Source organism: Streptomyces sp. NBC_00178 (assembly GCF_036206005.1).
Lineage (GTDB): Bacteria > Actinomycetota > Actinomycetes > Streptomycetales > Streptomycetaceae > Streptomyces.
In genome coordinates, this window is sequence record NZ_CP108143.1 from 5,452,226 (window position 1) to 5,465,699 (window position 13,474).

The 13,474-nt window shown below is 69.5% G+C and carries 7 protein-coding genes; all 7 read left to right on the forward strand.

The window, feature by feature from the left end; translation table 11 throughout:
- The first annotated feature begins 217 nt into the window (after positions 1-217).
- The 7 genes from OHT61_RS24015 (at position 218) to OHT61_RS24045 (ending at position 13,436) form a co-directional block, all read left to right on the forward strand.
- Positions 218-5,650 (forward strand): HAMP domain-containing protein, encoded by a 5,433-nt coding sequence (locus OHT61_RS24015; protein WP_329041062.1) that lies wholly within the window; start codon positions 218-220, stop codon positions 5,648-5,650.
- A gap of 240 nt (positions 5,651-5,890) precedes the next feature.
- On the forward strand, positions 5,891-6,571 hold the full coding sequence (locus tag OHT61_RS24020; protein WP_329041064.1) for a response regulator: 681 nt from the start codon (positions 5,891-5,893) through the stop codon (positions 6,569-6,571).
- A gap of 109 nt (positions 6,572-6,680) precedes the next feature.
- Positions 6,681-9,452: a DNA translocase FtsK gene (locus OHT61_RS24025; RefSeq protein WP_329041066.1), complete on the forward strand. Its 2,772-nt coding sequence runs from the start codon at positions 6,681-6,683 to the stop codon at positions 9,450-9,452.
- A 213-nt stretch (positions 9,453-9,665) separates the two neighbouring features.
- Entirely contained in the window at positions 9,666-10,466 is an 801-nt protein-coding gene (locus OHT61_RS24030; protein WP_329041067.1) for a helix-turn-helix domain-containing protein, read from the forward strand.
- 185 nt (positions 10,467-10,651) lie between these two features.
- Positions 10,652-12,130: a 30S ribosomal protein S12 methylthiotransferase RimO gene (gene rimO / locus OHT61_RS24035; RefSeq protein ID WP_329041068.1), complete on the forward strand. Its 1,479-nt coding sequence runs from the start codon at positions 10,652-10,654 to the stop codon at positions 12,128-12,130.
- Complete coding sequence (gene pgsA / locus OHT61_RS24040) at positions 12,127-12,927, forward strand: CDP-diacylglycerol--glycerol-3-phosphate 3-phosphatidyltransferase (RefSeq protein WP_329041070.1); 801 nt, start codon at positions 12,127-12,129, stop codon at positions 12,925-12,927. Before rimO ends, pgsA begins: the two co-directional genes overlap by 4 nt.
- Entirely contained in the window at positions 12,924-13,436 is a 513-nt protein-coding gene (locus OHT61_RS24045; protein ID WP_329041071.1) for a CinA family protein, read from the forward strand. The genes pgsA and OHT61_RS24045 overlap by 4 nt, the downstream gene beginning before the upstream one ends.
- The last annotated feature ends 38 nt before the right edge of the window (positions 13,437-13,474 follow it).

Genomic DNA, 13,474 nt, shown 5'->3' on the forward strand with positions numbered 1-13,474 from the left:
AACTTTCTCCGCACTCGGGTTTCGGCCTGGTACGTTTCAACGATTTGACGGCCCCATGGTCACCCGTCGACGGTGTGCTGTGGCGGTGAGCCAAAGTGGAACTGGGCAAGCTTCCGAAAACGGCCCTAGCGATACGGTCAACCCCTGCGGGAGGGACACGGTGGAGTCTGGCGTGGCGGCGCGGGGTTCAGGAACGCGCACAAAAGGCGGGCAGCCCGTGAAAAAGCAGCGCAATGGAACCGTCGACGTGGACGCGGCAGCTCTGAACAGACTGCTCGCCGCCCTCGTGGCGATGCGTGACGGCAACTTCCGCAGGCGGCTCACCGTCTCCGGTGACGGTGTGCTCACGGAGATCGCGGCGGTCTTCAACGAGGTGGCCGACCGCAATCTGCACCTGACGGGCGAGCTCGCCAGGGTGCGGCGTGTGGTCGGACGGGAGGGCAAGCTCACCGAGCGCCTGGAGACCGGGGCCTGCGAGGGCTCGTGGGCGGCGGCCATCGACGCGTCCAACGAGCTCGTCGACGATCTGGCGCGACCCGTGTCCGAGGTCGGGCGGGTGCTCTCCGCGGTCGCGGACGGTGATCTCGACCAGCGGATGGAGCTGCGCACCCATGCGGCCGACGAGACGGTGCGCCCGCTGCGCGGTGAGTTCCTGAAGGTCGCCCGTACGGTCAACAACCTCGTCGACCAGCTCTCCGCGTTCACCGAGCAGGTGACCCGGGTCGCCGTCGAGGTCGGGACCGAGGGCAAGCTCGGCGGTCAGGCCCAGGTGCGCGGCATGTCCGGGTCGTGGAAAGACCTCACCGACTCCGTGAACACCATGGCGTACCGCCTGACGGCCCAGGTGCGTGACATCGCCCTGGTGACGACGGCGGTCGCCAAGGGCGATCTCTCGCGCAAGGTCACCGTCCACGTGGCCGGTGAGATGCTCCAGCTCAAGAACACCGTCAACACGATGGTCGACCAGCTGTCGTCGTTCTCCTCGGAGGTGACCCGGGTCGCCCGCGAGGTGGGTACCGAGGGCGAGCTGGGCGGGCAGGCGACCGTGCCGGGGGTTGCGGGGGTCTGGAAGGACCTGACCGACTCCGTCAACACGATGGCCGGCAACCTGACGTCCCAGGTGCGCGGTATCGCCGAGGTGACGACGGCCGTCGCCAACGGAGACCTGACGCAGAAGGTCACGGTCAGCGCCCGTGGCGAGGTCGCGCAGCTCGCCGAGACGATCAACCAGATGACCGAGACGCTGCGCACCTTCGCCGACGAGGTGACGCGCGTCGCGAGCGAGGTCGGCGGCGAGGGCCTGCTCGGCGGGCAGGCGCAGGTGCCCGGTGCCGCCGGGACGTGGAAGGACCTCACCGACTCGGTCAACACCGTCTTCCGGAACCTGACGACCCAGGTGCGCGACATCGCGCAGGTGACCACCGCGGTGGCCAGCGGAGACATGACGCAGAAGGTCACGGTCGACGTGGCCGGCGAGATGCTGGAGCTGAAGAACACCGTCAACACGATGGTGGACCAGCTCCAGGCCTTCGGTTCGGAGGTCACCCGGGTGGCTCGGGAGGTCGGCGTCGAGGGCCGGCTCGGCGGGCAGGCCGAGGTCCCCGGGGCCGCCGGGACGTGGAAGGACCTCACCGACTCGGTGAACACCGCCTTCCGCAACCTCACCGGCCAGGTGCGCGACATCGCGCAGGTGACGACGGCGGTCGCCAACGGCGACCTGTCGCAGAAGGTCACGGTCGACGTGGCCGGCGAGATGCTGGAGCTGAAGAACACCGTCAACACGATGGTGGCGCAGCTGTCCAACTTCGCCGACCAGGTGACCCGGATGGCGCGCGACGTGGGCACGGAGGGCCGGCTGGGGGGCCAGGCGCGTGTCGACGGTGTGTCCGGGACGTGGAAGGAGCTCACCGACTCCGTCAACTTCATGGCCGGCAACCTCACCTCCCAGGTGCGTCAGATCGCCCAGGTGACGACGGCCGTGGCGCGGGGCGACCTGTCGCAGAAGATCGACGTGGACGCCCGGGGCGAGATCCTGGAGCTGAAGAACACCATCAACACGATGGTCGACCAGCTGTCGGCGTTCGCCGACCAGGTGACCCGGGTGGCCCGCGAGGTGGGCACGGACGGCCGTCTCGGCGGCCAGGCGCAGGTGCCCGGGGTGGCCGGTGTGTGGCGCGACCTGACGGACTCGGTGAACGGCATGGCCGGGAACCTCACCGCCCAGGTGCGCAACATCGCCCAGGTCGCCACGGCCGTGGCGCGGGGCGACCTGTCGCAGAAGATCGACGTGGACGCCCGGGGCGAGATCCTGGAGCTGAAGAACACCCTCAACACGATGGTCGACCAGCTCTCGAACTTCGCGGAGCAGGTGACCCGGGTGGCCCGCGAGGTGGGTACGGAGGGCATCCTCGGCGGGCAGGCGGAGGTCCAGGGGGTCTCCGGCACGTGGAAGGACCTCACGCAGTCCGTCAACGGCATGGCGAACAACCTGACCCTCCAGGTGCGCAACATCGCCGAAGTGACGACGGCGGTCGCGAAGGGGGATCTCTCCAAGAAGATCACCGTCGACGCCAAGGGCGAGATCCTCGAACTGGTGACGACGGTCAACACGATGGTCGACCAGCTGCTCAACTTCGCCGACGAGGTGACGAGGGTCGCCCGCGAGGTGGGCACCGAGGGCATCCTCGGCGGGCAGGCGCGGGTGCGGGGTGCGACGGGCATCTGGAAGGACCTCAGCGACAACGTCAACCTGATGGCCAACAACCTCACCAGCCAGGTGCGGAACATCTCCCGGGTCTCGTCGGCCGTGGCCAACGGCGACCTGACGAAGAAGGTGACGGTCGAAGCGAGGGGCGAGGTCGCGGAGCTCGCCGACACCGTCAACACGATGGTGACGACCCTGTCGTCGTTCGCCGACGAGGTCACCCGGGTGGCGCGCGAGGTGGGCACCGAGGGCGAACTCGGCGGCCAGGCACGTGTCCCGGGAGTCTCGGGTACGTGGAAGGACCTCACCGAATCGGTGAACTCCATGGCCTCCAACCTGACCGGTCAGGTGCGCCAGATCGCCACGGTCACCACGGCCATCGCCAAGGGCGATCTCACCAAGAAGATCGACATCGACGCGCGCGGTGAGATCCAGGAGCTGAAGAACACCATCAACACGATGGTCGACCAGCTCTCCTCCTTCGCCGAGCAGGTCACCCGGGTCGCCCGGGAAGTGGGTACCGAGGGGCAGCTGGGCGGGCAGGCCCGCGTCCGCGACGTCGACGGGACCTGGCGCGACCTCACCGAGTCGGTGAACGAGATGGCCGGGAACCTGACCCGTCAGGTGCGTGCCATCGCGGCCGTCGCCACCGCGGTGACCCGCGGCGATCTGAACCTCAAGATCGACGTGGACGCCGCAGGTGAGATCCAGGTGCTGCAGGACAACATCAACACGATGATCGCCAACCTGCGGGACACGACCCTGGCCAACAAGGAGCAGGACTGGCTCAAGGGCAACCTGGCGCGCATCTCCGGCCTGATGCAGGGCCGCCGTGACCTGGACGACGTCGCCTCCCTCATCATGAGCGAGCTGACCCCGGTCGTCTCGGCCCAGCACGGTGCCTTCTTCCTCGCCATGACCACCGGCGAGGCGGACGAGGTCGGATCCGACAGCGGCAGGGAGAACTCGTACGAGCTCCGCATGCGCGGCAGTTACGGCTACTCGGCGGGCTCCATGCCCACCTCCTTCCGGCCGGGCGAGACGCTGATCGGTACGGCGGCCGAGGAGAAGCGGACGATCCAGGTCGACAACGTGCCCCCTGGGTACCTGAAGATCTCCTCCGGCCTGGGCGAGGCACCGCCCGCGCACGTGATCGTGCTGCCGGTGCTCTTCGAGGGCCAGGTGCTCGGCGTCATCGAGCTGGCCTCCTTCCAGCCGTTCACGCACATCCAGCGGGACTTCCTCAACCAGCTCGCCGAGATGATCGCCACGAGCGTCAACACCATCAGCGTCAACACGAAGACGGAGAAGCTCCTCGAACAGTCCCAGGAGCTCACCGAACAGCTCCGGGACCGGTCCCAGGAGCTGGAGAACCGGCAGAAGGCACTCCAGGCGTCCAACGCCGAACTGGAGGAGAAGGCCGAGCTGCTGGCCCAGCAGAACCGCGACATCGAGGTGAAGAACACCGAGATCGAGGAGGCGCGGCAGGTCCTGGAGGAGCGCGCCGAACAGCTCGCCGTGTCCATGCGCTACAAGTCCGAGTTCCTCGCGAACATGTCGCACGAGCTGCGCACACCGCTCAACTCGCTGCTCATCCTGGCCAAGCTGCTCGCGGACAACGCCGAGGGCAACCTCTCGCCGAAGCAGGTGGAGTTCGCCGAGACGATCCACGGGGCGGGTTCCGACCTGCTCCAGCTGATCAACGACATCCTCGACCTGTCCAAGGTCGAGGCGGGCAAGATGGACGTCAGCCCGACCCGGATCGCACTGGTCCAGCTGGTCGACTACGTCGAGGCGACGTTCCGGCCGCTCACCGCGGAGAAGGGACTCGACTTCTCCGTACGGGTCTCGCCGGAGCTGCCCGCCACGCTGCACACGGACGAGCAGCGGCTGCTGCAGGTCCTGCGCAACCTCCTGTCGAACGCGGTCAAGTTCACCGACAGCGGGGCCGTCGAGCTGGTGATCAGGCCGGCCGGCACCGACGTGCCGGACATCATCCGGGAACACCTGCTGGAGGCCGGCTCCCTGCGGGACGCCGACGGCGACCTGATCGCCTTCTCCGTGACGGACACCGGGATCGGTATCGCGTCGAGCAAGATGCTGGTGATCTTCGAGGCGTTCAAGCAGGCGGACGGCACGACCAGCCGGAAGTACGGGGGCACGGGGCTCGGCCTCTCCATCAGCCGTGAGATCGCCCGTCTGCTGGGCGGTGAGATCCACGCGGCGAGCGAACCCGGCCGGGGATCGACCTTCACGCTCTACCTTCCGCTGCACGCCGCCGAGTTGCCCCCCCAGGGCTACCCGCAGACGGTGCCCGGGACCGTCGAGGCGCGCGAGGGATCCACCGGCGGAGTCCTGCGGCTCGAGGCGTCGCAGCCCGGGCGAACCGAGCAGCCTCTCGGCGATCCCGCCAACTCCGCCGGGATGTTCCGGCGCAGGCGCAAGGCCCTCGGAGGCGCGTCGCAGCGCCCCGCCCTGGCGAACGGCAGGACCGGCGAGGAGGGCACGACGCCGGAGGAGTGGGTCCAGGGCCCGCAGGAGAACCAGGAGCCGCGCAGGACGTTCCGGTTCCAGGGGGAGAAGGTGCTGATCGTCGACGACGACATCCGCAACGTCTTCGCCCTGACCAGCGTGCTGGAGCAGCACGGACTCTCGGTGCTGTACGCGGAGAACGGACGCGAGGGGATCGAGGTCCTGGAGCAGCACGACGACGTGACGATCGTGCTGATGGACATCATGATGCCCGAGATGGACGGTTACGCGACCACGACGGCGATCCGCCGCATGCCCCAGTTCGCCGGCCTGCCGATCGTCGCGCTGACCGCCAAGGCGATGAAGGGCGACCGGGAGAAGGCGATCGACTGCGGGGCGTCGGACTACGTGACCAAGCCGGTGGATTCCGACCACCTGCTGTCGGTGATGGAGACGTGGATGCGCGGCGAGTGACGTGACCGGGGGCTCCCCGGTATCCGCGACCGGCACCTTCCCGGGGGGTGTGAGTGTGCGGATTCCGGGGAACCTTCTGGTCTTCGACCGCGTTTTCGCTGTGTGCACAGTGACATCGTGGTGACAGGGTGTGGTGATGGGTGGGGTGCAGCTACCATGACCGGCACAAGGACGGGCGGCGTAAGAGAGTCGTCCTCTGGGGCGGAACCCGGTGCGATGCCGGGGCGAGGAGGGCGGGCCATGGTGCAGAAGGCCAAGATCCTCCTGGTCGATGACCGGCCGGAGAATCTGCTGGCGCTGGAGGCCATCCTCTCTGCGCTCGATCAGACACTGGTGAGGGCATCGTCAGGGGAGGAAGCGCTCAAGGCGCTGCTCACGGACGATTTCGCGGTCATTCTGCTGGACGTGCAGATGCCCGGGATGGACGGGTTCGAGACGGCCGCGCACATCAAGCGCAGGGAGCGGACCCGGGACATCCCGATCATCTTCCTGACGGCGATCAACCACGGTCCGCACCACACCTTCCGGGGTTACGCGGCGGGTGCGGTGGACTACATCTCGAAGCCGTTCGACCCCTGGGTGCTCCGCGCCAAGGTCTCGGTCTTCGTCGAGCTCTACATGAAGAACTGCCAGCTGCGCGAGCAGGCTGCGCTGCTGCGGCTCCAGCTCGAGGGCGGCGCGCACCAGGGCGCCGACGAGAAGGAGCCCGCCGGTCTCCTCGCCGAGCTCTCCGCGCGGCTCGCCGCCGTCGAGGAGCAGGCCGAGGCGCTCTCCAAGCAGTTGGACGACGAGTCGGCGGACGCCGCCGCCGTGGCGACCGCGGCCCACCTGGAGCGCAAGCTCACGGGGCTGCGCCGGGCGCTGGACGCCCTCGAACCGGGCACGGGCGGGTCCACCGCCGCGCTGCCCACCCAGAGCTGACCTGCGACTGTTGACGGCACGTCAGCAGAGCGCCTGCGCAGGGCGACACGGACGGGTGAAGCGGTAGGCACACGTGTCCACAGGCGTCGACACCGGTAACCTCAGTCACATGGCCTCACGTACGTCCGGCAAGGGTTCCCTGGGCACGGCGGGCACCGCGAAGCGCGCCGGCCGTACCCAGGGACCGGCGAAGAAAGCCGCGCCAGCCAAGAAGGCGGCGGCGAAGAAGACGGTGCCCGCGAAGAAGGCCCCCGCCCGCAAGGCGGCGGTGAAGAGGCCCGCGCCCAAGCCCGCACCGTCGCCCACCGGTGGGCTGTACCGGCTCGTCCGCGCGCTCTGGCTCGGCACGGCCCACGGCGTGGGAGCGGTCTTCCGTTCCATAGGGCGCGGTGCGAAGGGACTTGACCCCGCCCACCGCAAGGACGGCCTCGCCCTCCTGCTCCTCGGTCTCGCCCTCGTCGTGGCCGCGGGTACCTGGTCCCACCTCAAGGGCCCCGTCGGCGACCTGGTCGAGATGCTCGTCACCGGGGCGTTCGGGCGCCTGGACCTGCTGGTGCCGATACTGCTGGGCGCCGTCGCGGTGCGCCTCATCCTCTATCCCGAGAAGCCCGAGGCCAACGGCCGCATCGTGATCGGGCTCTCGGCCCTCGTCGTGGGCGTGCTCGGCCAGGTCCACATCGCCTGCGGTTCGCCGGGCCGCGAGGACGGCACGGCCGCGATGCAGGATGCGGGCGGGCTGATCGGCTGGGGCGCCTCGCAGCCGCTCGTCTTCACCATGGGCGAGGTCCTCGCGGTCCCGCTGCTGCTCCTCCTGACGGTCTTCGGCCTCCTCGTCGTCACCGCCACCCCCGTCAACGCCATCCCGCGGCGGCTGCGGCAGCTCGGCGAGCGGCTCGGCATCCTCGACCCTGTGTACGTGCCCGGCGATGAGGACGCGAGCGACGACGAGCGGTACGACGAGCAGTGGCGCGACGGCCTGCCCGAGCGCACGCGGAAAGCGGCGCGCGGCCCGGAGGGCGACGGCGCGTACGACCCGGACGACGCCGAGGGGCAGGCCCTGGCCAAGCGGCGCCGTCCGCGCCGGCACTCGGCCCAGCCCGCCATGAACCGCGACATGGACGCCGTCGACGTGGCGGCCGCAGCCGCGGCGGCCCTGGACGGGGCCGTGCTCAACGGCATGCCGCCCTCCCCGGTCGTGGCCGACCTGACGCAGGGCGTCTTCGCCGACCGCGAGCGGACCGGGACGCCCGTTCCCGGAGCCCGGTCCGCCGAGAAGACGGCCGCCGACGGCGAGGGCGCGCGGAAGCCGGGCCAGGCCGGCGGAGCCGTCCCCGACCTGACCAAGCCCGCTCCCGAACGCACCGAGGCGCTGCCCGCGCGTGCCGAGCAGCTCCAGCTCTCCGGCGACATCACCTACTCCCTGCCCTCGCTCGACCTCCTGGAGCGCGGCGGTCCCGGCAAGACGCGGAGCGCCGCCAACGACGCCGTCGTCGCCTCGCTGACCAACGTCTTCACGGAGTTCAAGGTCGACGCGGCCGTCACCGGCTTCACGCGCGGCCCGACGGTGACCCGCTACGAGGTGGAACTCGGCCCCGCCGTCAAGGTCGAGCGGATCACCGCCCTCACCAAGAACATCGCCTACGCGGTCGCCAGCCCGGACGTACGGATCATCTCGCCGATCCCCGGCAAGTCCGCCGTGGGCATCGAGATCCCCAACTCCGACCGGGAGATGGTCAATCTCGGCGACGTCCTGCGCCTCGCGGACGCCGCCGAGGACGACCACCCCATGCTCGTCGCGCTCGGCAAGAACGTCGAGGGCGGCTACGAGATGGCCAATCTGGCGAAGATGCCGCACGTCCTGGTGGCCGGTGCGACGGGTTCCGGAAAGTCCTCGTGCATCAACTGCCTGATCACCTCGGTCATGGTCCGGGCGACGCCGGAGGACGTCCGGATGGTGCTCGTGGACCCCAAGCGGGTCGAGCTCACCGCCTACGAGGGCATTCCGCACCTCATCACGCCCATCATCACGAACCCGAAGAAGGCAGCCGAGGCGCTGCAGTGGGTCGTGCGGGAGATGGACCTGCGCTACGACGACCTCGCGGCGTACGGCTACCGGCACATCGACGACTTCAACCACGCCGTGCGCACCGGCAAGGCCAAGGCGCCGGAGGGGAGCGAGCGCGAGCTGTCGCCCTATCCGTACCTGCTGGTCATCGTCGACGAGCTCGCCGACCTCATGATGGTCGCCCCGCGCGACGTCGAGGACTCCATCGTCCGCATCACCCAGCTGGCCCGCGCCGCCGGCATCCATCTGGTGCTCGCCACGCAGCGTCCCTCCGTCGACGTCGTCACCGGTCTGATCAAGGCGAACGTGCCCTCGCGGCTCGCCTTCGCCACCTCGTCGCTCGCCGACAGCCGGGTCATCCTCGACCAGCCCGGCGCGGAGAAGCTCATCGGAAAGGGTGACGGGCTGTTCCTGCCCATGGGGGCGAACAAGCCGACCCGGATGCAGGGCGCCTTCGTCACCGAGGACGAGGTCGCGGCGGTCGTGCAGCACTGCAAGGATCAGATGGCGCCGGTCTTCCGTGACGACGTCACGGTCGGCACGAAGCAGAAGAAGGAGATCGACGAGGACATCGGCGACGACCTCGACCTGCTCTGCCAGGCGGCCGAACTGGTCGTCTCCACGCAGTTCGGCTCGACCTCGATGCTCCAGCGCAAGCTCCGGGTCGGCTTCGCCAAGGCCGGCCGGCTGATGGACCTCATGGAGTCACGCAACATCGTGGGTCCCAGCGAGGGTTCCAAGGCCCGCGATGTCATGGTGAAGCCGGACGAACTCGACGGGGTGTTGGCCGTCATTCGTGGGGAAACCGCTTCGTAAGAGTTTTGCGGGCAACCGTTTCGCCCCGTCGTACGTCAAGTTGAAGAAGGGAGCAGAGGGATGATCCATCCCGCGCTCCACCCCCTGCCCTGCCCAAGGGGCTGCCCGGCGAACCCGATGGCGTACAAAGCCGTCCCTCCCGGTTGCCCCACCCTTTCGTACCACCCCTAGACTGGACATCCAGCAGGTGGCTCACGCTCGAAAGGCGCCCCCGTGTCCATCGGCAACTCTCCCGAAGACGACCGGCCTTCGATCGGTCGCGCGCTTCATCAGGCTCGTATCGCCGCAGGTCTGACGGTCGAGGAAGTCAGCAGCTCCACCCGGGTGCGCATCCCCATCGTGCACGCGATCGAGGAGGACGACTTCTCGCGCAGCGGCGGCGACGTCTACGCACGCGGCCACATCCGTATGCTCGCCCGCGCCGTCGGGCTGGACCCCGATCCGATGATCGAGCAGTTCGACGCCGAACACGGTGGCCGCCCCGCGCCCACCCCCGCGGCGCCCCTGTTCGAGGCGGAGCGGATCCGGTCCGAACCCCGTCGGCCCAACTGGACCGCGGCCATGGTGGCCGCGATCGTCGCCGTGATCGGATTCGTCGGCTTCACCCTCTTCAGCGGTGACGACGAGGGGCCGGGCGCGGCACAGGTCGCCGAGGGCTCGACCCCCGACAAGACCACTCCCAAGCCCACCCCGTCCAAGCCCGCCGATCCCAAGCCCGCCCCCTCCGAAAGCGCCATCGCCGCCGCTCCGCGCGACAAGGTGACGGTCAAGCTGAGCGCCACCGAGGGCAAGAGCTGGATCTCGGCCAAGGACCACAACGGACGCCTGCTGTTCGACGGGCTGCTGCTCGAGGGCGACTCCAAGACCTTCCAGGACAAGGAGCGGGTCGACCTCGTCCTCGGTGACGCCGGCGCGATCGAGCTCTTCGTCAACGGCAAGAAGGTCGAGGACCAGTTCGAACAGGGGCAGGTCGAACGGCTTTCCTACACCAAGGGTGACCCCGAGGTCGGCTGATCTCCCCACCCCGCTTCAACACATCGGTGGGTGTCCGGCAACCGTGCCGGACACCCACCGATGTGCGTTCGCCCCATGAGCGACTGCGCGTCACACACGGTTCGGGCCGTCCCCGCAACCGTCACTGGGCGTAGCGGGAACCCTGCACGGCAGGGCGAGTGCCGGGACAAAGTAGTCTTGAGCCCATGCCCGAACGCCGTACCGTCGCCCTTGTCACTCTCGGCTGCGCCCGTAACGAGGTGGACTCGGAGGAGCTTGCAGGCCGCTTGGCAGCGGACGGCTGGGAGCTCGTCGAGAACGCCACGGACGCCGATGTCGCCGTCGTCAACACCTGTGGATTCGTCGAAGCCGCCAAGAAGGACTCCGTCGACGCCCTCCTCGAAGCCAATGATCTGAAGGATCACGGCAGAACCCAGGCCGTCGTGGCCGTCGGCTGCATGGCCGAGCGCTACGGCAAGGACCTCGCCGAGGCGCTGCCGGAGGCCGACGGGGTGCTCGGCTTCGACGACTACGCCGACATCTCCGACCGCCTCCAGACCATCCTCAACGGCGGGATCCACGCCTCCCACACCCCGCGCGACCGGCGCAAGCTGCTGCCGATCAGCCCGGCGGAACGGCAGGACAGCGCCGTCGCGCTGCCCGGACACGCCCAGGAGGTCGCGCCGGCCCCCGCCGACCTGCCGGAGGGGGTGGCCCCCGTCTCCGGGCCGCGCGCCCCGCTGCGCCGCAGGCTGGGCACCAGCCCCGTCGCCTCCGTGAAGCTCGCGTCGGGCTGCGACCGGCGCTGCACGTTCTGCGCGATCCCCTCCTTCCGCGGTTCCTTCATCTCCCGTCGCCCCTCGGACGTCCTGGGGGAGACGCGCTGGCTCGCCGAGCAGGGCGTCAAGGAGGTCATGCTCGTCTCCGAGAACAACACCTCGTACGGCAAGGACCTCGGTGACATCAGGCTCCTGGAGAGCCTCCTGCCCGAGCTCGCCGACGTCGACGGGATCGAGCGGATCCGCGTCAGCTACCTGCAGCCCGCGGAGATGCGGCCGGGACTGATCGACGTACTCACCTCCACGCCCAAGGTCGCTCCCTACTTCGACCTCTCCTTCCAGCACTCCGCCCCCGGGGTGCTGCGCGCGATGCGGCGGTTCGGCGACACGGACCGGTTCCTCGAACTGCTGGACACCATCCGGAGCAAGGCACCCCAGGCGGGAGCCCGGTCCAACTTCATCGTCGGCTTCCCGGGCGAGACCGAGGCCGATCTCGCCGAGCTGGAACGCTTCCTCACCGGCGCACGCCTGGATGCCATCGGCGTCTTCGGTTACTCCGACGAGGAGGGCACCGAGGCCGTCGGTTACGAGAACAAGCTGCACGCGGACGTCATCGCGGAGCGCCTGGCGCACATCTCGCAGCTGGCCGAGGAACTGACCTCGCAGCGGGCCGAGGAGCGGGTCGGCGAGACCCTCCAGGTGCTCGTCGAGTCGGTCGAGTCGGAGGAGGACGGGCCGGTCGCCGTGGGCCGCGCGGCCCATCAGGCACCTGAAACGGACGGCCAGGTCGTCTTCACCGCACGCGAAGGGCTCGTGCCGGGCCGTATGGTCGAAGCGAAGGCAGTCGGCAGCGAGGGAGTGGACCTCGTGGCCGAACACCACGAGCTCGTGGAGGCAGCCAGATGACCCAAGCCCCGGCATCCGCGGCAGGCGGCTCCGGCGCGACGCCGGCGCACCGCGGCGGCAAGCTGGGCGCGGCGGCCGTCAACCAGGCCGGCCTGTGGAACATCGCGAACATCCTCACCATGGTGCGGCTGCTGCTCGTGCCGGGGTTCGTCGTGCTCCTCCTGCACGACGGCGGATTCGACCCGGCCTGGCGCTCGTTCGCCTGGGCCGCATTCGCCATCGCGATGATCACCGACGTCTTCGACGGCCATCTGGCCCGCACGTACAACCTGGTCACCGACTTCGGGAAGATCGCCGACCCGATCGCGGACAAGGCGATCATGGGTGCGGCGCTGATCAGCCTGTCGTGGCTGGGCGACCTGCCGTGGTGGATCACGGCCGTGATCCTCTTCCGCGAGCTGGGGATCACCCTCATGCGCTTCTGGGTCATCCGGCACTCGGTGATCCCTGCCAGCCGGGGCGGGAAGATGAAGACCCTCGCCCAGGGCATCGCCGTGGGGATGTACGTCCTGGCGCTCACCGGTCCCCTCGCCACCCTGCGCTTCTGGGTGATGATGGCCGCCGTGGTGCTGACGGTCGTCACCGGTCTCGACTACGTGCGCCAGGCATTCGTGCTGCGCAGGCTGGGCCTGGCGGCGGAACACGCGGCAGCCGCGGAGGCCGTAGCGGCGGCCGCGGACGGCGCCGGCCGGGGCGTCTGCGCCACGGACGAACCGGCTGCCGGAGCCACCGCCGTCGTGGAGCCGCTCGGTGAGCCCGTCGTGGGCGGCCGAGGCGCCGCCGAGGCCGACCGGTGACCTCAGACGCGGCACGGGTGCTGCGGCGGCTCGGGGAGCGCGGTGAGACGCTCGGCGTCGCCGAGTCCCTCACCGGAGGTCTGGTGGCCGCGGAGCTCACCTCGGTGCCCGGGGCCTCGCGGAGCTTCCGCGGGTCCGTGACGGCGTACGCCACGCCCCTGAAGCGTGACGTGCTGGGCGTGGACGGGGCGCTCCTCGACGAGCGGGGTGCGGTGGACCCGGACGTCGCGCGGGCCATGGCCGTCGGTGTGCGCCGGATCCTGGGTGCGGACTGGGGCATCGCGACCACGGGCGTCGCCGGCCCCGAGCCCCAGGACGGCAAGCCGGTGGGGACCGTCTTCCTGGCCGTCGCCGGGCCGGAGGGCGTGCCGAAAGTGGCCGCACTGAGGTTGAACGGCGGCCGGGCGGACATCCGTAGAGAGAGTGTGCGGACCCTGCTCGAGCTGCTCTCCGGCGAACTCGGCGAAAATGCGAGGGCACAGGATACGGAACAGATCGGGGGGAATTGATGTTTGCAGCCCTGAGTGAACACGACATCGCTCCCCGC

Bases quoted from the DNA above. Each gene is read 5' to 3' on its own strand.
- OHT61_RS24020 (WP_329041064.1), top strand. From the start codon at position 5,891: ATGGTGCAGAAGGCCAAGATCCTCCTGGTCGATGACCGGCCGGAGAAT.
- OHT61_RS24025 (WP_329041066.1), top strand. From the start codon at position 6,681: ATGGCCTCACGTACGTCCGGCAAGGGTTCCCTGGGCACGGCGGGCACC.
- rimO (WP_329041068.1), top strand. From the start codon at position 10,652: ATGCCCGAACGCCGTACCGTCGCCCTTGTCACTCTCGGCTGCGCCCGT.
- pgsA (WP_329041070.1), top strand. From the start codon at position 12,127: ATGACCCAAGCCCCGGCATCCGCGGCAGGCGGCTCCGGCGCGACGCCG.